Genomic DNA, 21,867 nt, shown 5'->3' with positions numbered 1-21,867 from the left:
ATGGTCTATAAACGGCGTGCTTTGCGCCATTTTGAACGGGTTCGGGGCGGCAATCTTTCGGCCGAAGTCCGCATCGCGATAGGGCGGTTCACGTTGGCCGGTCACCACAACGGAGCGCGCGTGCGCACACTTTCATACCGGCCTGAGAGGTCATTGCCGGATGAAAGTGGTTTTTACTTATAATCAGGGGCTTTGTGAAAGTTTCGGTCTGTAAAGTGGGCGTCATTCCTCAATGAAAACAAACGCTCCCGACCACGAAACTGAGGCTGAAGATTCCGACTTCAAGCCCCTGTCAGCCGAAGAGGCTGCGCAGTGGCGCCTCCGGCATCCGCGGATCTCCGTGTGGCGAATCGTCTGGGGGCAGGCATTCGTCGGAGCACTGGCTGCCCTGGTGGCATGGCTGGTTTCCGGCAGGCCCTCTGTGGCTTGGTCCACGGGGTATGGCGCACTGGCGGTGGTGATTCCTGCGGCCTTGTTCGCGCGGGGCATGGCCCGGCATCAAACTTCCGCGGGAGGTGCGATGGCAGGCCTGTTCGGTTGGGAGTTGGTCAAGATTGCAATGACCGTTGCCATGCTGGCGGCGGCGCCCCGGCTGGTTCCGGGGCTGAGTTGGCTGGCCTTGCTGGCCGGCATGGTAGTGACGATGAAAACGTACTGGATCGCCCTCATGGTGCGGCCCGGTGTCCGAAAAACCGATTGATATTGATAGAAGAGTTGTCCGATGGCCGCAGAAGCGCATGCACCGACTGCCAGTGAATACATCGTTCACCACTTGCAGCATCTCCAGAACATCAAGCAGAAGTCCATTGTCGATTTCTCCGTGGTGAACTTCGATTCCGTGATCGTGGGTTTGGTTCTCGGTTTCATCGCACTTTTTGTCTTCTGGCGTGCCGCCCGCACGGCCACCTCCGGCGTGCCGGGCCGTTTCCAGGCTGCGGTGGAGATCCTGGTCGAGATGGTGGACAACCAGGCCAAGGCCAACATCCACAACGCTGAAAGCCGCAAGTTCATCGCTCCCCTGGCGCTGACCGTGTTCGTCTGGATCTTCCTGATGAATGCCATGGACATGTTGCCGGTCGATCTGCTGCCCGCAATCTGGGCCCAGATCTACGGTGCCGCCGGCCATGATCCGCACCATGCCTACCTGCGTGTGGTGCCCACTGCCGATCTGTCCACCACCCTCGGTCTGTCGTTTGCCGTGCTGGTGCTTTGCCTGTACTACAGCGTGAAGATCAAGGGCCTGGGCGGCTGGGCGCATGAACTGGTCACCGCACCGTTCGGCACCAGCAAGAATCCCGTCTTCGCCCTGATTCTGGGCGTGGTCAATCTGCTCATGCAGATCATTGAATACATTGCCAAGACCGTGTCGCATGGCATGCGGCTGTTCGGCAACATGTACGCTGGTGAGTTGGTGTTCATGCTGATTGCCCTGATGGGCGGTGCTGCTGCCATGTCGCTTTCCGGTGTGTTGCTCCCTCTGGGGCACATCATTGCAGGCTCGATCTGGGCGATCTTCCACATCCTGGTGATCACCCTGCAGGCCTTCATTTTCATGATGCTTGCGCTGATCTATCTCGGCCAGGCGCATGAAGCTCACTGATCCTTTCCCTTTCTTTTTCAACCTTCCTTTCTTTTCATCCTAGGAGTCATCATGGAAAACGTTCTCGGTCTCGTCGCTCTGGCTTGTGGTCTGATCGTGGGTCTCGGCGCTATCGGCGCTTCGATCGGCATCGCACTGATGGGTGGCAAGTACCTCGAAGCGTCCGCTCGCCAGCCTGAGCTGATCAACGAACTGCAAACCAAGATGTTCATCTTGGCCGGTCTGATCGACGCCGCCTTCCTGATCGGCGTGGCCATCGCTCTGCTGTTCGCTTTCGCCAACCCCTTCGTCCTGGCCTAAGCTCCGTTCAACGCCCAACTAGAAAGGTGTTGCCGTGAGTATCAACGCGACCCTGTTCGTTCAGGCCATCGTCTTTCTGATCCTGGTGCTGTTCACGATGAAGTTCGTGTGGCCCCCGATCGCGAAGGCACTGGACGAGCGAGCCCAGAAAATCGCCGATGGCCTCGCTGCCGCCGACCGTGCCAAATCCGAATTGACCGCTGTGAACCAGCGCGTCGAGAAGGAACTGGCCCAGACGCGCAACGAAACGGCATCGCGTATTGCGGACGCCGAGCGCCGCGCTCAGGCCATCATCGACGAGGCCAAGGCCCGTGCGACCGAGGAAGGCAACAAGATCGTAGCCGCTGCCCGTGCCGATGCCGAGCAGCAGTCGATCCAGGCCCGTGAAGCCCTGCGCGAGCAGGTCGCTGCGCTGGCCGTCAAGGGCGCCGAGCAGATTCTCCGCAAGGAAGTCAATGCTGGCGTCCACGCCGACCTGCTGAACCGCCTGAAGACCGAGCTGTAAGGAGCGCGCACATGGCAGAACTCGCCACCATTGCCCGCCCTTACGCGGAAGCCCTGTTCAAGGCCAGCACGTCCCAGCCGGGTGCCGACCTGAACGGCACCGTGGCCTGGGTGGAAGAAGTGGCGGCGATTGCCGCCAATCCCCAACTGCGCCAGCTGGCGGACAACCCCAAGGTGACCTCCGAACAGGTGTTCGACGTCATCACGGGCGTGGTTCGTGGCGCGCTGCCCGAGGCAGCCCGCAACTTCCTGCGCGTCATCATCGAGAACGGCCGTGTGGACGCGCTTCCCGAGGTGGCGGCCCAGTTCCGCGCGCTGGTGAATCGGCGCAACGGCTCTTCCGATGCCGTGGTGTTCAGCGCTTTTGCGCTGGACGCCGCCGCGTTGGCCGGCCTGGACGCGGTGCTCGAAAAGCGCTTCGGCCGCAAGCTGAATGTCTCGGTACAGGTGGACGAATCCCTGATCGGCGGCGTTCGCGTAGTCGTGGGAGACGAGGTGCTCGACACCTCCGTCAAAGCCCGTCTGGAACAAATGAAAGCGGCCCTCACTGCGTAAGCGGCTTGAGGTCTCGGCTAACCAAAGAAAGAAGGAAAGAGTCATGCAACTCAATCCCGCAGAAATTTCTGAACTGATCAAGAGCCGCATCGAAGGTCTGGCAGCCAGCAGTGATATCCGCAATCAGGGCACCGTGGTGTCCGTGTCCGACGGTATCGTGCGCGTGCACGGCCTGTCCGACGTGATGCAGGGCGAAATGCTGGAGTTCCCCGCCAACAAGGACGGTGCCCCCTCCTACGGCCTGGCACTGAACCTCGAGCGCGACTCCGTCGGCGCCGTGATTCTGGGCGAGTACGAGCACATCTCCGAAGGCGACACCGTCAAGTGCACGGGCCGCATTCTGGAAGTGCCCGTGGGCCCCGAACTCGTGGGCCGCGTGGTGAACGCGCTGGGCCAGCCGATCGACGGCAAGGGTCCCATCAACGCCAAGCTCACCGACGTGATCGAAAAGGTCGCTCCGGGCGTGATCGCCCGTAAATCGGTGGACCAGCCCCTGCAGACCGGCCTGAAGTCCATCGACTCCATGGTGCCCGTGGGCCGTGGTCAGCGCGAGCTGATCATCGGTGACCGCCAGACCGGCAAGACGGCCGTCGCCATCGACGCCATCATTGCCCAGAAGGGCCAGGGCGTGACGTGTATCTACGTCGCCATCGGCCAGAAGGCATCGTCCATCAAGAACGTCGTGCGCTCGCTGGAGCAAGCCGGCGCGATGGAATACACGATCGTGGTGGCCGCTTCGGCTTCCGAGTCCGCAGCCATGCAATACGTGTCGGCCTACTCCGGCTGCACGATGGGCGAGTACTTCCGCGACCGCGGCGAAGACGCGCTGATCGTCTATGACGACCTGTCCAAGCAGGCCGTGGCCTACCGCCAGGTTTCGCTGCTGCTGCGCCGCCCGCCAGGCCGCGAAGCCTACCCCGGCGACGTGTTCTATCTCCACAGCCGCCTGCTGGAGCGTGCCGCCCGCGTGAACGCCGACTACGTCGAAGCCTTCACCAAGGGTGAAGTCAAGGGCAAGACCGGTTCGCTGACCGCGCTGCCGATCATCGAAACGCAGGCCGGCGACGTGTCCGCCTTCGTTCCGACCAACGTGATCTCGATCACGGACGGCCAGATCTTCCTGGAAACCAGCCTGTTCAACGCCGGTATCCGCCCCGCCATCAACGCCGGTATCTCGGTGTCGCGCGTAGGTGGTGCTGCCCAGACCAAGATCATCAAGAGCCTGTCCGGCGGTATCCGTACCGACCTGGCCCAGTACCGGGAACTGGCTGCATTCGCGCAGTTCGCTTCCGACCTGGACGAAGCCACCCGCAAGCAGCTGGACCGCGGTGCCCGCGTGACCGAACTGCTCAAGCAAGCCCAGTACAGCCCGCTGCCCATCTCGTTGATGGGTGCGACGCTGTTCGCAGTGAACAAGGGCTTCATGGACGACATCGAAGTCAAGAAGGTGCTCGAGTTCGAACACGGCCTGCACCAGTTCCTGAAGTCCAGCCACGGCCCTCTGCTGGCCAAGCTGGAACAGGCGAAGGCCATGGACAAGGACGCTGAAGCCGAATTGACCGCCGCCATCGGCGCGTTCAAGAAGTCGTTCGCCTAAACCGAACGAGGAATCATCATGGCAGCAGGCAAGGAAATACGCGGCAAGATCAAATCGGTGGAAAACACCAAGAAGATCACCAAGGCCATGGAAATGGTGGCCGCGTCCAAGATGCGCAAGGCGCAAGAGCGGATGCGCTCGGCCCGTCCTTACAGCGAGAAGATCCGCAACATCGCCGCCAACCTCGGCAAGGCCAATCCGGAGTACGTTCATCCTTTCATGAAGGAAAACGATGCCAAGGTGGCCGGTGTCATCGTGGTGACGACCGACAAGGGCCTGTGTGGCGGCATGAACACCAACGTGTTGCGTGCCGTGACCACCAAGCTGCGCGAGTTGCAGTCTGCTGGCGTGTCCACCGAGGCCGTGGCCATTGGCAACAAGGGCCTGGGTTTCCTGAACCGCGTCGGTGCCAAGGTGGTTTCGCATGTCACCGGTCTGGGCGACACCCCGCATCTGGACAAGCTGATCGGCCCCGTGAAGGTGCTGCTCGACGCTTATGCCGAAGGCAAGATCAACGCGGTGTACCTGGGGTACACCAAGTTCATCAACACCATGCGGCAGGAGTCGGTGGTGGAGCGTCTGCTCCCCCTGTCTTCCTCGCAGATGGAAGCGGAGAAGACGGAGCACGGCTGGGACTACATCTATGAGCCCGATGCGCAGAGCGTCATCGACGAGCTGCTGCTGCGCTATGTCGAATCCCTGATCTACCAGGCCGTGGCAGAAAACATGGCCTCCGAGCAGTCCGCGCGCATGGTGGCTATGAAGGCTGCCACCGACAACGCAGGCAGCGTCATCGGCGAGTTGAAGCTGGTCTACAACAAAACGCGCCAGGCAGCGATCACGAAAGAGCTTTCGGAAATCGTGTCCGGCGCTGCTGCTGTGTAAACAGACAGCTCAACCCACATTTATTTGGAGCAAAAAATGGCTCAAGTGCAAGGCAAGATTGTTCAATGTATCGGCGCCGTGGTGGACGTGGAGTTCCCGCGCGACCAAATGCCCAAGATTTACGACGCCCTGAAGCTCGACGGTTCCACCCTGACGCTGGAAGTGCAGCAGCAGCTGGGCGACGGCATTGTGCGCACCATCGCCCTGGGCTCGTCCGACGGCCTGCGCCGCGGCATCGTGGTGACCAACACCGGTAACCCCATCACCGTGCCCGTGGGCAAGGCGACCCTGGGCCGCATCATGGACGTGCTGGGCGCGCCCATCGACGAGCGCGGTCCGGTCAGCCAGGACCTCACGGCGTCCATCCACCGCAAGGCCCCTGCGTACGACGAACTGTCGCCTTCGCAGGAACTGCTGGAAACCGGCATCAAGGTGATCGACCTGGTGTGCCCGTTCGCCAAGGGCGGCAAGGTGGGTCTGTTCGGCGGCGCCGGCGTGGGCAAGACCGTGAACATGATGGAACTCATCAACAACATCGCCAAGGCCCACAGCGGTCTGTCGGTGTTCGCAGGGGTGGGCGAGCGGACCCGTGAAGGGAACGACTTCTATCACGAGATGGCCGATTCCGGCGTGGTGAATCTCGAGAAGCTCGAAGAGTCCAAGGTGGCCATGGTCTACGGCCAGATGAACGAGCCCCCAGGCAACCGCCTGCGCGTTGCGCTGACCGGTCTGACGATCGCCGAGTCGTTCCGCGACGAAGGCCGCGACGTGCTGTTCTTCGTGGACAACATCTACCGCTACACGCTGGCCGGTACCGAAGTGTCCGCACTGCTGGGCCGCATGCCTTCCGCCGTGGGCTACCAGCCCACGCTGGCAGAAGAAATGGGCCGCCTGCAAGAGCGCATCACGTCCACCAAGGTGGGCTCGATCACCTCCATCCAGGCCGTGTACGTGCCAGCGGATGACTTGACCGACCCATCGCCCGCCACGACGTTCGCCCACTTGGACTCCACCGTGGTGCTGTCGCGTGACATCGCTTCCCTGGGGATCTACCCTGCCGTGGACCCGCTGGACTCCACCAGCCGCCAGCTCGACCCGCAAGTCGTGGGCGAAGAGCACTATGCGGTGGCCCGCGGTGTGCAAGGCACGCTGCAGCGCTACAAGGAACTGCGCGACATCATCGCCATTCTGGGCATGGACGAACTGGCTCCCGAGGACAAGCTGGCCGTGGCCCGCGCCCGGAAGATTCAGCGTTTCCTGTCGCAGCCGTTCCACGTGGCCGAAGTGTTCACGGGCTCGCCAGGCAAGTACGTACCGCTGTCCGAAACCATCCGTGGTTTCAAGATGATCGTGGCCGGCGAGTGCGATCACCTGCCCGAGCAGGCGTTCTACATGGTCGGCACGATCGACGAAGCCTTCGAAAAGGCCAAGAAGGTCGCGTAAGGCGGCGCGGTCGGCGGCCTGCCACGGGTGAGCGTGCCATGCGGGTGCTTCCAGGCACCTGCGGAGCGCCGACCGAGCAGACTGCCGATTTCCAGCTTTCCCGACTTTTGGAAGGAACCCCATGAACACCATTCACGTCGATGTCGTCAGCGCCGAAGAGTCCATCTTCTCCGGCGAAGCGCGGTTCGTCGCTCTGCCCGGCGAAGCCGGTGAACTGGGCATCTACCCCCGCCACACCCCGCTGATCACGCGCATCAAGCCCGGCTCGGTGCGCATCGAGATGGCCGATGGCGGCGAAGAGTTCGTCTTCGTGGCCGGTGGCATTCTGGAAGTGCAGCCCCACCGCGTGACGGTGCTGTCCGATACCGCGGTGCGCGGCAAGGACCTGGATGACGAGAAGGCCAACCAGGCCAAGGCCGCGGCCGAAGAAGCCGTCAAGAACGCCAAGAGCGAACTCGACCTGGCCAAGGCGCAATCGGAACTGGCCGTGATGGCCGCGCAGATCGCTGCGCTGCGCAAGTTCCGCCAAAAGCGCTGACCGAACGAACGGCCTGCCTGCCGTCCACGACAAAGCCGCCCTCGGGCGGCTTTTTTCATGGCCGCGATGAATGAGGCGAGGGCCATGCAGGCGGGCTCGGGGCGAGCGGCCATGGCGTCACGAGCACGGTAGGCGCCGGCTGACACGGGCATGCGGCGTTCCGCACCCGGGCGAAAGAGGGGTGGGCGATAGCATTCGGCATGCAAGCGCACACAGCACTTCCTTCTACGCACGGCGCATTGGGCGACGGGGTCAGACAGGTCGCCCGTAGGCGCTTCTCCCCTTTCGCGAAAGACACCGGACATGGCGCGCGGTGACGTCGATCTGATCGTCGCTCGCCCCGAAGGCCTGTACTGCACCGCGGGCGATTTCTACATCGACCCCTGGCGGCCGGTGGATCGGGCGGTCATCACGCACGGCCATTCTGACCATGCGCGCATGGGCCACGCCCATTACCTCGCCCATACCGACAGCGAGGGCGTCCTGCGGGCCCGGCTGGGTGCCGATATCGCCTTGCAGACGCTGTCTTATGGCGAAGCCATCGAACACCACGGCGTGCGCCTGTCGCTGCACCCCGCCGGCCATGTGCTGGGGTCCGCCCAGGTGCGGCTGGAGCACGGCGGGCGGGTGTGGGTCGCATCGGGCGACTACAAGACCGAGGCCGACGGCACCTGCACCCCGTTCGAGCCGGTGCGCTGCGACACCTTCATCACCGAATCCACTTTCGGCCTGCCCATCTACCGCTGGCCCACGCAGCCGGTGCTGTTCGCCGACATCGATGCCTGGTGGCGCGCCAATGCCGCGCAGGGCCGGCCTTCGGTGCTGCTGTGCTATGCCTTCGGCAAGGCGCAGCGCATCCTGCACGGCGTGGACCGCAGCATCGGTCCGATCGTGGTGCATGGGGCCGTGGAGCCGCTCAATGCGGTGTACCGCGCGGCCGGCGTGGATCTGCCGCCCACCTTTCGCGTGACCGACCCGGGGGTGGATGCGCAAATGCTCAAGACCGCGCTGGTCCTGGCCCCGCCGTCCGCCCAGGGCACGCCCTGGATGCGCCGCTTCGCCCGCCATGCCGATGCATTCGCCAGCGGCTGGATGCAGCTGCGCGGCACGCGCCGCCGCCGGGGCGTGGACCGCGGGTTCGTGATGTCGGACCACGCGGACTGGCCCGGCCTGCAGCGGGCGATCGGGGCCACCGGGGCCGAACGCGTTTTCGTGACCCATGGCAGCGTGGCGGTGCTGGTGCGCTGGCTGTGCGAACAGGGGCTGGATGCGCAGTCGTTCCACACGGAATACGGCGATGAGGATGACCAGGAGGCCGCTCCGGCATCGGCCGTGCCGGTACCTGCGCAGGGCGATGAGGCCGTGGACGCGGCCCGTGCCGCGCAGGCGGCCACGCCCGCGATCGCCCAGCCCGGTGGAGACGCATCCCCGGTGATCGACGGTGCGCCGTCTGCCCCGCCACCGTCCGATGCCAGCGCCCCCACTGCGCAGGCCGGCGAAGGCCCGGGCGATGTGGCCGCAGCCGCCCAGGCCGCAGCGCTGGGCGGAGCACCCGGTGCTCCCAGGCCCCGCCCCAAGGGCCGATCGACACACGCCGCCGCTGCCACCGATCCCGATCAAGGCCGCCTCACGGAGCCGGCCTCCGGGGGCTCGGTCCCTTCCGAGGCCGAGTCATCCTCCCTGTCCTCCGCTCCACCCCGCCGACCCCCTTCGTCTGCGCCATGAAGGACTTCGCCGCGCTCTATCGCGCGCTCGACGCCAGCACCTCCAGCCTGGCCAAGCAGGCCGCGCTGCAAGCCTACCTGCGCGCCGCGGCGCCGGCGGATGCGGCGTGGGCGGTGTATTTCCTGGCCGGCGGCAAGCCAAGGCAGCTGGTGCCGATCAAGCTGCTGCGCACCCTGGCGCGCGATGCGGCCCGGTTGCCCGAATGGCTGTTCGACGAGAGCTACGAGGCCGTGGGCGACCTGGCCGAGACCATCTCGCTGCTGCTGCCCTCGCCCACCGCCGTGCAGGCGCTGGGGCTGGCCGAGTGGATGGAGCACCACCTGCTGCCCCTGCGCGGCATGCCGCCCGAGGCGCTGGAGACCACGCTGCGGGCCCAGTGGGCAGGCCTCGCGCCCGAAGAGCGGCTGGTGTATTTCAAGCTCATCACGGGGGCGTTCCGCGTGGGCGTGTCGCGCCTGCAGGTCACGCAGGCACTGGCGGCGGTGAGCGGCGTGGATGCCAAGCGTGTCGCGCAGCGGCTCATGGGCTACACGCACATCGGGGCGCGTCCGGGTGAGGGCGACTACCTGCGCCTGGTCGCAGCCGAGGGCGAAGGCGGCGATGACGCGGCGCAGGGCGAAGCCCGGGGCCATCCCTATCCCTTCTTCCTGGCGCACCCGCTGCAACTGCCGGTGTCCCAGTTCGACACGGTGCTCGGCCCGCCCGCGCAATGGATCGTGGAGTGGAAGTGGGACGGCATCCGCGCCCAGATCGTGCGGCGCAGCACCCGCGCCGAGGGCGCCAGCGACGGCGCCGGCACCTGGGTCTGGTCGCGCGGCGAGGAGCTGGTGAGCGACCGCTTCCCCGAGCTGCAGGGGCTCGGGGAAGCGCTGCCCGACGGCACGGTGCTCGATGGCGAGATCGTCGTCTGGCGCGCCGCCGAGGGCGATGCCGCGGCCCACGTGCGCCCGTTTGCCGACTTGCAAAAGCGCATCGGCCGCAAGACCCTCACACCGAAGCTGCTGCGCGAGCTGCCCGTGGTGCTGCTCGCCTACGACCTGCTGGAGGAGGGCGGCCAGGACCTGCGCCAGCGGCCCCAGCACGAACGGCGGGCGCGGCTCGATGCGCTTCTGGCGCGCGTGGCGCACCCGGCGTTGGTGGCCAGCCCGGTGCTGCAGGGCGACAGCTGGCAGGATCTGGCGGTCCAGCGCGAGCAGGCCCGTTCGCTGGGTGTGGAGGGCATGATGCTCAAGGCCCGCGATGCCGAGTACGGCGTGGGCCGTACCAAGGACGTGGGCACGTGGTGGAAGTGGAAGATCGACCCCTTGAGCATCGATGCGGTGCTGATCTACGCCCAGCGCGGCCACGGCCGGCGCGCCAGCCTCTACAGCGACTACACCTTCGCGGTGTGGGACGGCCCGCCAGGCACGGAGGGGCGCGCGCTGGTGCCGTTCGCCAAGGCCTATTCCGGCCTGACCGATGCGGAGATGGCGCGGGTGGATGCGGTCATCCGCAAGACCACCGTCGAGACCTTCGGCCCGGTGCGCAGCGTGCGGCCCACGCTGGTGTTCGAACTGGGGTTCGAGGGCATCGCCCGCAGCAGCCGCCACAAGAGCGGGATCGCCGTGCGCTTTCCGCGCATGCTGCGCTGGCGCGAGGACAAGCCCGTGGATGAAGCGGATTCGGTGGACACCCTGGCGGCGTTGTTGCCGAGGTCGGATGCGTGATCGCCGGAGGCCCGTCCATGCCGCGCATTGACGATGGCCGTGAGCGCGCGGCGTTCCTGGGCCGGGCGGTGGGCCGGCGGCCGGCGCACCCTGCGGTGACGCATCCCAAGAAAACGCTACGGGCCAAGGCGGCGCACCCGGCTTGCCTGCGCTTTTCGGCGGGCTGCCTGCGGTGCGCGCGGCGAGCGGGGGCCGTGCCTGCTCGCTCCGCGGCGGCGCGGCCGGGCGGGTGGTCGTCGTTCCGTCCGGTGCGGCCGTTCGTGCGCCAGCCGCTGCGCAGCGCAGCGCAAGCGGAGCGGGGGGCGCAAGCCATGCCGCTTCCTTTGTCACGCCGCTGGGTACGGGCCGGCGAGGCGCGAACGTCGTTGCGGAGCCGGTCGCCACGGCAGGGGGGCTGGCAGTGACCCGGTCCACGGTCCAGCGCGCGGTGGCCGACTGGTTCGCGCAGCGGGACTGGAAGCCGTTCCCGTTCCAGAAGCAGGTGTGGAAGGCCATGGCGGAGGGCCGCTCGGGGCTGCTGCACGCGACGACCGGGGCGGGCAAGACCTATGCGGTGTGGCTGGGGGCCCTTCAGGCGCTGGCCGGTGATCCGGAAGGATCTGAGTCGAATCGGGCTCCGGCACAAAGAGTACTAGGGCATGATGCTATAAAAAATGTAGCAATCCCTTCGCGGGGACGCCAGAGCACCGCCGCACCGCTCACCGTCCTGTGGCTCACGCCCATGCGGGCGCTGGCGGCCGACACGCTCAAGGCGCTGCAGGCGCCGCTCGATGCGCTGGCGCCGGTGCACGGCGGCGTGGCGCGCTGGACGGCCGGCGCGCGCACGGGCGATACCGCCAGCGGCGAGCGCAGCGCGCAGTCGCGGCGCCTGCCCACGGTGCTGGTGACCACCCCCGAGAGCCTGTCGCTGCTGCTGGCGCGGGGCGATGCGCGCGAGGTACTGTCGTCCGTGCAACTGGTGGTGGCCGACGAATGGCACGAACTGCTGGGCAACAAGCGCGGGGTGCAGGTGCAGCTGGCCATCGCCCGGCTGCAGGGCTGGAACCCGGCGCTGCGCGTGTGGGGCATGTCGGCCACGCTCGGCAACCTGGAGGAAGCCATGCACACGCTGCTGGGCCAGGCGCCCGGTCGGCAGGGCGGCGGCTCCACAGAGGGCGTGCTGGTGCAGGGCCGGGTGGACAAGCGCCTGGTGGTGGACACGCTGCTGCCCGACCACCCCGAGCGCTTTTCGTGGGCCGGCCACCTGGGCCTGTCGATGCTGCCCGCCGTGGTGCGCGAGCTGGCCGGCACGCGCACCACGCTGGTCTTCGTTAACGTGCGCTCGCAGGCCGAGGTCTGGTACAAGGCCATTCTCGATGCGCGGCCCGACTGGGCGGGCGAGCTGGCCATCCACCATGGCTCGCTGGACCGCGGCGTGCGCGAATGGGTCGAGGCCGGGCTCAAGGCCGGGCGGCTGCGGGCGGTGGTGTGCACCTCCAGCCTGGACCTGGGCGTGGACTTTTTGCCTGTGGAGCGCGTGCTGCAGATCGGCTCGGCCAAGGGCATCGCGCGGCTGCTGCAGCGCGCGGGGCGATCGGGCCACGCGCCCGGGCGGCCGTCGCGCATCACGCTGGTGCCCACCCACAGCCTGGAGCTGGTCGAGGCCGCCGCCGCCCGCGCCGCGGTGCAGGCGGGCCAGGTGGAGATGCGCGCCAGCCCGCGCCGCCCCGTGGACGTGCTGGTGCAGCACCTGGTCACCGTCGCCCTGGGCGGCGGCTTCGAGCCCGAGGCGCTCTATGCCGAGGTGCGCCGCACGGCCGCCTATGCCGACCTGCCGCGCGCCGTGTGGCAGTGGTGCCTGGACTTCGTGCACCGGGGCGGGCCGTCGCTGGCCGTGTACCCGGACTACCAGCGCGTGGTGCCTGACGAGGGCGGCGTGTGGCGCATGCCCGATGCGCGCCTGGCGCGGCGCCACCGCGCCAACATCGGCACCATCGTGAGCGATGCCAGCATGGTGGTGCAGGTGCTGCACGGCGCGCGCCTGGGCACCATGGAAGAGAGCTTTCTGTCGCGCCTGTCGGCCGGCGATTGCTTCGTGTTCGCGGGCCAGGTGCTGGAGATGGTCCGCATCGAGGACATGACCGCCTACGTGCGCCGCGCCGCGCGCGGCCGCCCCACCGTGCCGCGCTGGGCGGGATCGCGCATGCCGCTGTCCACCGTGCTGGCCGATTTCGTGGTGCGCCAGCTCGCATTGGCGGCGGACGGCGACTACCGCTCGCCCGAGCTGAAAAGCGTGCGCCCGCTGCTGGAGGTGCAGCAGCGCTGGTCGGCCCTGCCCACGCCCGGCACGCTGCTGGCCGAAACCCTGCGCACGCGCGAAGGCTGGCACCTGTTTCTCTACCCTTTCGCTGGGCGGCATGCACACACCGGCCTGGCCAGCCTGTTCGCCTGGCGCGCGGCGCAGGGCGAGGCGGGCACCTTCTCGATCGCGGTCAACGACTACGGCCTGGAGCTGCTCAGCGCCACCGAGCGCGACTGGGCGGCCCTGCTGCCCGAGCTGCTCAGCACGCAGGCCCGCCCCGCGCCCGGTGCCCTCGCCGCGCCCACGACGGACCCGGCCCCCGGCGCGGTCGCTTCCGACCTGCGCGTGCCCGCCAGCGAAGCCCTGGCCATCCGCAACACGGCCAATGCCGCCCGGGCCGAAGCCGACGATGCCGCGGGCCACCCCCTGCCCGAGGCGCCGCACGGCGACCCCGAGCGCCAGGCCCTGCTGCACGAAGTGCTGGCCAGCCTGAACGCCACCGAGATGGCGCGGCGGCGCTTTCGCGAGATCGCGCGCGTGTCGGGGCTGATCTTCCAGAGCCACCCCGGCGAGCGCCGCAGCGCCCGCCAGCTGCAGGCGTCGTCGCAACTGTTCTTCGAGGTCTTTCGCAAATACGACACCACCAACATGCTGCTGCGCCAGGCCGACGAAGAGGTGCTGAGCCAGGAGCTGGACGTGGCCCAACTGCTGGCCGCATTGCGCCGCATGCAGGGCCAGCAGCGCGTGGTGCGGGCGCTGCTGCGGCCGAGCCCGTTCGCCTTTCCGCTCATGGTGGAGCGCTTTCGCGAAAAGCTCACCAACGAGCACCTGGCCGACCGCATCGCGCGCATGCTCGCGCAACTGGACAGTGCCGCCGACGCCCGCGGCCCGGCGGCCGAGGCCGCGCCGCGCATGCAGGACGTGGTGCCGCCCGACCCGCCGCTGCGCGCGCGGCGGCTTCCGAAGGCCGCGGCCAGCGAACCGCCGGCCGTCGACGAGGCCCCGGTGGTGCCGCACGATCCCCTGCAGTCCGCGGCGGCCGAGGTGCGCCGCACGCTCGACTTCTCGCTGACCGCGGCCGACGAATCCGCACCGGGCGGCGGCGCGAAGCGGCGCCGCGAGCGCAAGCCCTCGCGGCCCTTGCCCCGGCTGTGAAGAACCATCAAGGCATGAGCGCAACGGACACCCATCCCGCGGCCGAGGGCGCCGCCATCTGCCACCTGGCCGGCACCGAAGTCCACCTGCTGCCCGACCGCTCCCTGTGGTGGCCGGCCGGCCGCACGCTGTTCGTGGCCGACGTGCACCTGGGCAAGTCCGACACCTTCCGCGCGCGCGGGCTGCCCGTGCCCTCGGGTACCACGCGCGACAACCTCGATCGGCTGTCGGCCCCGATCGCCCGGCAAGGCGCGCAGCGGCTGGTGGTGCTGGGCGACTTCCTGCATGCGGCCGAAGCGCAGTCGCCTGCCGTGCTGGCCGCCCTGTCGGCATGGCGCGCCGCGCATGCGGCGCTGGAGGTGGTGCTGGTGCGCGGCAACCACGACAGCCACGCCGGCGATCCGCCGGCCGGCCTGGGGTTCGCCATCGTGGACGAGCCCTGGCCGATCGGGCCGTTCGCGTGCTGCCATTACCCGCAGGCGCACGGCACGCTGCACGTGCTCGCCGGCCACGTCCATCCCGCCGTGGTGCTGCGGGGGCGGGGGCGCGACGCCCTGCGCCTGCCGTGCTTCGCGGTGGAGCCGCAACTCACCGTGCTGCCGGCGTTCGGCGAGTTCACCGGCGGCCAGACGATGACCTCCGGCCCGGAGCGCCGCTTTTTCGCCGCCGGCGGCGGGCGGGTGTGGGCGGTGCCGGGCATGGGGGCCACGCCGGAGTGACCTGGCCCGTGGGTGAAAGTCCTGGCGGTTATCCGGGGCCGGTTCTGCGCGACGGCCCGACCTCGGGCGGTCTCGGATGGTTCGGCGGCATCGCTCCGCCCGCCTGAGCCGCCAAGGCCTGAAGGTGCGTATTCACCGAGGCCTCCCACTCGCTGTAGATCTCACGGGCCTGTCGCGAGTATTCGAAAGCGGCGGGGCTTTCATGATCGTCCGGCCAGGGCAATTGAAGGAACGGATGGTTGTCCCGGGCGTCCTTCAATGGCTCGAACGTCGCTTTGTGCAGTTCCTGCATGCCGACACGCCATGTCTCGTGGTGCATCAGAAATGCTGGATAGACCTGCGGATCGGACGCTTGCGCCAGGACCTCGGAATGCAGGGCTGCGATGTCGTCCGGGTTCAGTGCGCTGAAGTCGAGGTTGGTGAGGTCCTGCGCCGTGTCCTGCGGCAGTTGAAGGGGCCTTTTCAGCGCCGCCTTGGCATGCGCCAGGGTTTCCAGCGGATCTGCCTGCAGCCATTTCGTTTTCCATGGCGGTAAATCGGTGCGCTGCTTCATCTGGTGTATCAACCGGTTCGTGGCGGTCTCCAGCAGCGACAGCCGGAACTGCTGGCCCATCAGGCCGTTCAACTGCGCTTCGTTGATCTTGCCCGCTCGCACGTCCAGCACCATCTGCCGGTTGCGCACGGCCAGCATCACCTTGGAAAAGCCATCGAGCAGGTTGTCCCTGCAATCGCCGAGGGCGGTCTGCGAGATCAGGTACACCTCGCTGCGCAGATCGGGATCGCGCGCGATCGCCAGGATGGTCGTGCGCACCTGGCTGGCCAGTTGCTGTTGTGCCGCAGGCGAAAAACCCGGGTAAGCCTCGTCGTGCAGGCGCTCCAGCACCCGGGCGAAGGCAGGTGCCTGGGGCTCGTCGTCGAAGGCATGGGGGTCTGCGGTGGCGGCCTGCGCCATGCCGCTGCTCATCCATGTCCGGATCTGGTGACCCAGTGGCGCTTTCAGGCGTTCGAGGTCGCCTTCGACATCGCCCTCGTCGAGTTCTTCGTCGCGCTGGGTCTCGAGGTAGGCTTCGAGGTCCGATGCGTCATCGCCCTCCTCCAGTGAGGGGGCGGTGGTCACGAACGTGCCCACCGGGTTCATGACGAGTTCGATCACGCGCGCCGCGGCGGGGTGGCTGTGGCGGTGCTGTTGCCATAACGCTTCCAGCCCCGTTTTGATTTCGGCCCGAACGCCCTGGAGTGTCGAAAGGGCCGCCGCCATTTGCTGGATATGTTTTTCCAGATCAGGGCGCTGCACGGTCAGCGCCACCAGATCGAAGAGCTGCGAAGAGGCCAGCGGGCCATGGATACCCAGTTCGCCCAAAGCGTGCTGCAGGTGCTCGGGCGTTTCGAGGTCCAGCGCGCCATCATCGGACTGTGGCGATCCAGGGGATGACGGCACCTCCCCGCGCGGGCTGGCCACGGCGGTGGCGGGCAGCGGCGGGCGCAGCGGCATGGCCGAGCGTGGCGGCAAGGAGGGTTCTGCCGTCGGCGCGCTGGCGGAAGTGCGGCGTGGCGACAGGGGCAGGGCTGCATCTGCACCTGGGCCGGTCGTTCGGGCGCGAACGGGCCGGGTGGGCGCTGCGCCGCTGGCCTCGGGGCTGTGTTCTCGTGGCCGGATGCGGCCGGAATGTCGTAGGGGGTCCATGGTCGCCTTTCCCGCCGCATTCGAGCGCGGGCGGTACCGGCGATGTTCGTGCGGGAACGCGGTGGCGTCCTGCCCCGTGCGCACGGGTGCATCGTTTTGCGAAGCCGGAGCAACACCGGCCCAATGCGGCTTACGCCATGTCCGGTTCGGGTTTCATGGACGGGTCAGGCGCCCCGATTTTCCCCAAATGCCTCAGCAGCAGATTTTCCTCGTGCAGCCATTTCGCCTCGACCGCCCGGCTGCGGATGGCGTACTCGACCTCCGCTTCCAGGCCCTGCGGCAGGTCTTCATCGAAGAACGGATCGTCGTCGCGTGCCGTGGTGAGCTGGCCGAATTCGCGCGGGTGCAGCGCTTTCATTCCTTCACGCCATGTCGGGTGGTTAAAGCGAAATTCGCCATAAGCGGTAGGATCGCTCGCCTGTTGCTCCACGGCGCGGGCCAGATCGGCCACGTTGTTTTGGCGAAGCACGCTCAATTGCAAGGCCTGTACGCCGGTGACGGTGCCCTCCGGCAGATCCAGTCGGTCCCGCAGCGCCTGCTTGGCGTGCATCAGCGTTTCCAGCGGCTCCCGCGTGAGTTGTCGCTTGGGCCAGGGGCCAAGGTCCGGGCGCTGCAGTTCCTGATGAATGAACCGGGTGACCTCGCTTTCCAGCAAAGCCAGCCGGAACTGCTGCCTTGCCCAGCGCTGGAACTGCGTGGCGTCCACCCGGCCGCTGCGGATGTCCGCCACCATCTGGTGGTTGCGCACCGCCAACAGCGCTTTGGAAAAACCTTCGAGCACGTTGTCCTGGCAACTGCCCAAAGCCGTTTGCGCTATCAGATAGACCTGCGCGCGCAGATCGGGATCGCCTGCTATCGCATGGATGACGGCCGCGACCTGCTCGCCCCGTTGCGCTGCTACCGTCGAGGAGCCGCCCTCCGGGCCCTCGCGGCCGGCATCGCGCAGTCGGGCGAGCAGGCGGGCAAAAGCGGGCGCCTGTGGCTCGTCATCGAAAGCGCTCAATGCAGCGGCTTCGGGATGGTCCGGGCCCAGCCATTGGGCGGCTTCCCAGCCGAGAGGCCTCGTTTGGCGCTTCAGGTCCCGGGCGAGTTCGTCTTGCTCGTTCTCCTCCCCTTCGTCCTCCGACTCGACATCTTCGTTTTCAAAGTCGATCAGGATGCCCATCAACTGCCGGATGGCCTCGGTCGTGACGGGGTGCAAGGTGCTGTCCCGGGCCCGCGCTTCCAACCCGTCGCGCAGTTCCGGCAGGGCGCCGAGTTCCACGAGCAGGTCGGCTGATACGCGCAGCACCTGGGGCGCCAACTCCGGCTGGGCATTCAACTGGTCCAGCAACGCAAAGACCTGGGACGAATGGGGCGTTCCGTGAACCCCCAATGCGGCATGGTTCGCAAACGGAAGCGTGAGCGGGTCCGGCGCCGCTTCGTTCTCGCTTTGCCAGCTTTCTTCTTCCGAGTCCGAGGTCTCTGACCACGCGTCTGGTGATGGCGGTGGCGTGTTGTTCAAATCGAGTGGATGAGGCTGTGCAGCGTACTCCTCTGACGATGCGGGCAGTGCGGCGTTCAGGTCCGGCAGGTCCGGCGGTTGGGGCAGCGCGGCGTTCAGGTCCGGCAGGTCCGGCGGTTGGGGCAGCGCGGCGTTCAGATCCGGCAGGTTCGGCGGTTGGGGCAGTGCGGTGTTCAGATCCGGCAGGTTCGGCGGTTGGGGCAGTGCGGTGTTCAGGTCTGGCAGAGGCAAGTGGGCACGCGGCGCTCGAAGGTAGGCAGCGGCTTCGGCGGCGTTTCCCGACAATGGATTGCGCGCAGCCAAAGGGCCGGCAGGGTGCGCTGGACTGGTTCTGCGTGCGCGGACCTGGCGGTCTGCGACGGACGGTGACCCAACACTTTGCTCACGCGGCCTCACGGTACCAATGCGTTCAATGCCTGACATGGGTGATTTTCCAGTTGGGGGCTGTGAATGGGTGGCTGCCGCGCTGCGGGTTTAGCGGGCAGACGATGGACCGGTGCCCGAGGCCGAACGGCAGACGGTAAAGCGCGCCATGAATGTCCGGTGCCGCCAGCCCGGAAGCAGGCAATTGCGGCTTTGACGAAGCTTGGCTCCGCCGAGGCGTACCGATGTGGCTGGCCATCTCTGGGCGGTGCTCGCGCAGTCGGGTGCGGCTCGGAGGCCGAAGGGGGTCCATTTGGGGCGCCTTTCCTGCCGCGCTCATGCGCTGGCGGTACCGGCGATCGTCTGTGCGTCAGCGAAAACGTTCCATGTTCCGCGCGCAGGGATGCCCGGTTTTGCGAAGCCTTGAGCCAAGCCTCGCAGGGCACGCTTGCGCGCCAAGGGCCGGGGCTATTCTTTCAGCAGCGCATCGCCCGCCAGCACCGGCGCATCGGGCAGTTCGTTGCGCCCGCTCGCCACCGCCCCCTCTTCGCCCATTCCTGTGGGGAAGTGCTCGGCCAGCAGGGCGGACACCTCCGCCAGCGCCTGCGTCAAACCGTCCTCGTAACGCTCGGCGCGAAAGGCCTCGCCCATGTGAGCGACCAGGGTGCGCCAGGTCTCGGGCGGCACGGCGCGGGCCAGGCCCCGGTCGGCCACGATCTCGATGGCCTGCTCGGCCACCAGCAGGTAGATGAGCACGCCGTTGTTGTGCTCGGTGTCCCACACGCGCAGCTTGCCGAACAGCGTGACGGCCCGCTCGCGGGCGCTGGCGCCGCGCCATAGGTAGCTGGTGGGCAGGCCGCCTTCGGCGCAGATGCGGATCTGCCCGGTGTGGCGGCGCTCGCTGGCGGCCACGCGGCGCGTGATGCGCTCCAGCACGTCGGGCGGCAGCGCCTGATGCAGGCGGCCTTCCACCCAGCGGTGCCGAACGAGCCGCGCGATGCGCGACAGGGCCGAAGGGGTGCCCGCGGGGGCCAGCGAGGTCTTTGCCATGGTCACCAGTCTCCCGAGGCGCCGCCGCCGCCAAAGTCGCCGCCGCCGCCCGAACTGAAGCCGCCGCCATCGCTGCTGCTGCTGCCGCCACTGCCACCGCTCCAGCCGCCGAAGCCCCCGGTGGACGTGCCGATCCCGCCGCCTCCGGCCGGCCCGAAGCCGCCGCCGCGCCGCCCGCCCAGGGACAGGCCGGTGCCGCTGAAAAGCCAGGTGTAGAGCAGCGCGATCAGTCCGGCGCCGCCGGCCAGCAGCACGCTGGTAGTGAACAGAAACGCCAGCCCGCCCACGCCGCCGCCCAACAGCAGGCCGCCCAGGCGGTTGCCGAAAATGCCACGCGCCACCGGGCCGCCCACCATCACGCCGAAGAACAGGAAGATGGCGAGGTCGGTCCAGTCCACGCCCGGCGCGGACCGGGCCGCGCGTTCGCTGGTGTCACTGGGAAGGGGCAGCGATTCGCCGGCGATGCGCGCGCCGATCTGGTTCACCGCGGCGGACAGGCCGCCCGCGTAGTCGCCCTCGCGAAAGCGCGGCTTCATGGCGCCGTCGATGATGCGCGCGGCGGCGATGTCGGGGATGGCCCCTTCCAGCGCCTTGGCCACCTCGATGCGCATCTTGCGGTCGTCCTTGGCCACCAGCACCAGCACGCCGTCGCCCACGTCCTTGCGGCCGATCTTCCAGGCGTTGCCGACCCGGTTGGCGAACGCGGCCAGTTCCTCGGGCGCGGTGGTGGGCACCATCAGCACCACGACCTGCGAGCCGTGGGATTTTTCGATGGCGGCCAGGCGCGTGTCCAGCGCCTGCCGGTCGGCCGCGCTGAGCGTGCCGGTCTGGTCGATCACGCGCGCGCTCAGTGCCGGCACGGCGCGCTGCGCCTGCGCTGGCGTGCCGAAACAGCCGATGGCCATCAAAAAGAGAGCTGTCAGCGCGAGGCGGACGTGCGCCAGGGCCATGTCGGGCACTCCGGTGGTGGTGTCAGGGCTTGGACGCCGGCTTGGAGAAGTCCACCGCCGGCGGGGTGGAGATCTGCGCCTCGTTCTGCACGGTGAAGCTGGGCTTCGGGTCGTAGCTGAACACCTTGGCCGTGACGTTGGTGGGGAAGCTGCGCGCGAGCACGTTGTACTCCTGCACCGTCTGGATGTAGCGGTTGCGCGCCACGGTGATGCGGTTTTCGGTGCCCTCCAGCGTCACGCGCAGGTCGCGGAACGCCTGGTTGGCCTGCAGCTGCGGGTAGCGCTCGGCCACCACCATCAGGCGCGAGAGGGCGCCGGACAGCTCGCCCTGCGCGGCCTGGAATTTGTTGAACGCCTCGGGGTTGTTCAGCGTCTCGGGCGTCACCTGGATGGAGGTGGCCTTGGCGCGGGCCTCGACCACCTTGGTCAGCGTGTCCTGCTCGAAGGCGGCCTCGCCCTTGACGGTGGCGACGATGTTGGGCACCAGGTCGGCGCGGCGCTGGTACTGGTTGAGCACCTCGCTCCAGGCGGCCTTGGACTGCTCGTCCAGGCGCTGGAAGTCGTTGTAGCCGCAGCCCGAAAGGGCCAGGACGGCGGCCAGGGTGGCAAGAAGACGTTTCATGGCGCGTGCGCTGGGCCGGGTGCAGGCGACAGTGCCGAAAGGCTGGCAGCGCCCGCGCATTCTGCCCCAGCCCGATCGGGCACCGCGTAGTCCGCCGGGCCGACCGCCCGGCCGGTCCGGCGGCCGCGGGCCGGGCGTTGCGGCCCGCCAGCCCCGACAATAGCGCCACCGCATGACAGCCCACCGAAGCGCCATGACCCGATCCCCCTACCGCGCCGCCACCCTGGGCGGCTCCGCCGACGAGACCGAAGCCGCCTTCTACGAAGCCCTGCAGACGGGCAACCTGGAACGCCTGATGGCGTGCTGGGCCGAGGAGGACGACATCGTCTGCGTCAACCCCGGCGGCCCGCGCCTTCTGGGCGCCGCGGCCATCCGCGCCGCCTTCAGCGCCATGTTCGAGCACGGCACCCTGCGCGCCCGGCCGGCCCAGGTGCACCGGGTGCAGGCCATGGCCAGCGCGGTGCACAGCGTGGTCGAGCACGTCGAGGTGGTGCTGGACGGCGGGGTGCGCGAGGCCATCGTGCAGTCCACCAACGTCTACCACAAGACCCCGCAGGGCTGGCGCCTGGTGGCCCACCACGCCAGCCCGGGCACCGTGCACGAAGCCCAGGCGCCGGGCCACCCGCCGCCGGTGCTGCATTGAGGCGCTGCCCGCCATGTTGTCGGCCCACGGGCTTCAAGCCTTT

General features: G+C 67.9%; 18 protein-coding genes and 1 pseudogene. 14 read left to right on the top strand and 5 right to left on the bottom strand.

Annotation, left to right across the window (positions count from 1 at the left end; translation table 11 throughout):
- The first annotated feature begins 232 nt into the window (after positions 1–232).
- The 13 genes and pseudogenes from AVKW3434_RS16275 (at position 233) to pdeM (ending at position 15,008) form a co-directional block, all read left to right on the top strand.
- On the top strand, positions 233–700 hold the full coding sequence (locus tag AVKW3434_RS16275; RefSeq protein WP_272565781.1) for an ATP synthase subunit I: 468 nt from the start codon (positions 233–235) through the stop codon (positions 698–700).
- Positions 701–721: 21 nt separating this feature from the next.
- On the top strand, positions 722–1,600 hold the full coding sequence (gene atpB / locus AVKW3434_RS16270; RefSeq protein WP_092745138.1) for a F0F1 ATP synthase subunit A: 879 nt from the start codon (positions 722–724) through the stop codon (positions 1,598–1,600).
- 51 nt (positions 1,601–1,651) lie between these two features.
- Positions 1,652–1,900 (top strand): F0F1 ATP synthase subunit C, encoded by a 249-nt coding sequence (atpE, locus tag AVKW3434_RS16265; RefSeq protein ID WP_092745139.1) that lies wholly within the window; start codon positions 1,652–1,654, stop codon positions 1,898–1,900.
- Between the two features lie 34 nt (positions 1,901–1,934).
- A complete protein-coding gene (locus AVKW3434_RS16260; RefSeq protein ID WP_272565779.1) occupies positions 1,935–2,405 on the top strand; it encodes a F0F1 ATP synthase subunit B in 471 nt (156 codons plus the stop codon).
- An 11-nt stretch (positions 2,406–2,416) separates the two neighbouring features.
- Positions 2,417–2,959, top strand: coding sequence for a F0F1 ATP synthase subunit delta (locus AVKW3434_RS16255; protein WP_272565778.1), 543 nt, complete (start codon positions 2,417–2,419; stop codon positions 2,957–2,959).
- A 43-nt stretch (positions 2,960–3,002) separates the two neighbouring features.
- A complete protein-coding gene (gene atpA, locus AVKW3434_RS16250; RefSeq protein ID WP_272565775.1) occupies positions 3,003–4,556 on the top strand; it encodes a F0F1 ATP synthase subunit alpha in 1,554 nt (517 codons plus the stop codon).
- Positions 4,557–4,574: 18 nt separating this feature from the next.
- A complete protein-coding gene (gene atpG / locus AVKW3434_RS16245; protein WP_272549600.1) occupies positions 4,575–5,441 on the top strand; it encodes a F0F1 ATP synthase subunit gamma in 867 nt (288 codons plus the stop codon).
- Positions 5,442–5,477: 36 nt separating this feature from the next.
- Complete coding sequence (atpD, locus tag AVKW3434_RS16240) at positions 5,478–6,884, top strand: F0F1 ATP synthase subunit beta (RefSeq protein WP_272565773.1); 1,407 nt, start codon at positions 5,478–5,480, stop codon at positions 6,882–6,884.
- A gap of 121 nt (positions 6,885–7,005) precedes the next feature.
- Positions 7,006–7,422: a F0F1 ATP synthase subunit epsilon gene (locus tag AVKW3434_RS16235; RefSeq protein WP_092745245.1), complete on the top strand. Its 417-nt coding sequence runs from the start codon at positions 7,006–7,008 to the stop codon at positions 7,420–7,422.
- Positions 7,423–7,725: 303 nt separating this feature from the next.
- Positions 7,726–8,769, top strand: a pseudogene (locus tag AVKW3434_RS16230) (ligase-associated DNA damage response exonuclease); the annotation flags it as partial.
- A gap of 374 nt (positions 8,770–9,143) precedes the next feature.
- Positions 9,144–10,853, top strand: a complete 1,710-nt coding sequence (locus AVKW3434_RS16225; protein WP_284406680.1) for an ATP-dependent DNA ligase — start codon at positions 9,144–9,146, stop codon at positions 10,851–10,853.
- 394 nt (positions 10,854–11,247) lie between these two features.
- Positions 11,248–14,289, top strand: a complete 3,042-nt coding sequence (locus tag AVKW3434_RS16220; protein WP_502869104.1) for a ligase-associated DNA damage response DEXH box helicase — start codon at positions 11,248–11,250, stop codon at positions 14,287–14,289.
- A 14-nt stretch (positions 14,290–14,303) separates the two neighbouring features.
- Positions 14,304–15,008, top strand: coding sequence for a ligase-associated DNA damage response endonuclease PdeM (pdeM, locus tag AVKW3434_RS16215; RefSeq protein WP_284406678.1), 705 nt, complete (start codon positions 14,304–14,306; stop codon positions 15,006–15,008).
- A 28-nt stretch (positions 15,009–15,036) separates the two neighbouring features.
- On the opposite strand, the gene AVKW3434_RS16210 is transcribed toward pdeM, so the two are convergent.
- The 5 genes from AVKW3434_RS16210 to AVKW3434_RS16190 all read right to left on the bottom strand — a co-directional run bounded on the left by AVKW3434_RS16210 (position 15,037) and on the right by AVKW3434_RS16190 (position 21,181).
- Positions 15,037–16,467 (bottom strand): NEL-type E3 ubiquitin ligase domain-containing protein, encoded by a 1,431-nt coding sequence (locus AVKW3434_RS16210; protein ID WP_284406677.1) that lies wholly within the window; start codon positions 16,465–16,467, stop codon positions 15,037–15,039.
- 355 nt (positions 16,468–16,822) lie between these two features.
- Positions 16,823–18,427, bottom strand: a complete 1,605-nt coding sequence (locus AVKW3434_RS16205; RefSeq protein ID WP_284406676.1) for an NEL-type E3 ubiquitin ligase domain-containing protein — start codon at positions 18,425–18,427, stop codon at positions 16,823–16,825.
- Positions 18,428–19,027: 600 nt separating this feature from the next.
- Positions 19,028–19,609: a TPM domain-containing protein gene (locus tag AVKW3434_RS16200; RefSeq protein ID WP_284406675.1), complete on the bottom strand. Its 582-nt coding sequence runs from the start codon at positions 19,607–19,609 to the stop codon at positions 19,028–19,030.
- Positions 19,610–19,611: 2 nt separating this feature from the next.
- Positions 19,612–20,559 carry a TPM domain-containing protein gene (locus AVKW3434_RS16195; protein WP_284406674.1) on the bottom strand — a complete coding sequence of 316 codons (948 nt, stop codon included), beginning with the start codon at positions 20,557–20,559 and terminating at the stop codon, positions 19,612–19,614.
- 22 nt (positions 20,560–20,581) lie between these two features.
- The gene (locus AVKW3434_RS16190; protein ID WP_272565758.1) at positions 20,582–21,181 is read right to left on the bottom strand and encodes a LemA family protein; all 600 of its coding nucleotides are present in this window, start codon (positions 21,179–21,181) and stop codon (positions 20,582–20,584) included.
- A gap of 193 nt (positions 21,182–21,374) precedes the next feature.
- Here AVKW3434_RS16190 and AVKW3434_RS16185 point away from each other — a divergent pair, with 193 nt between their 5' ends.
- On the top strand, positions 21,375–21,824 hold the full coding sequence (locus AVKW3434_RS16185; RefSeq protein WP_272565757.1) for a YybH family protein: 450 nt from the start codon (positions 21,375–21,377) through the stop codon (positions 21,822–21,824).
- Positions 21,825–21,867 lie beyond the last annotated feature (43 nt).

Origin of the sequence: Acidovorax sp. SUPP3434, from assembly GCF_030159015.1 — a bacterium.
Lineage (GTDB): Bacteria > Pseudomonadota > Gammaproteobacteria > Burkholderiales > Burkholderiaceae_C > Paracidovorax.
This window is presented reverse-complemented; position numbering and strand designations above follow the sequence as displayed.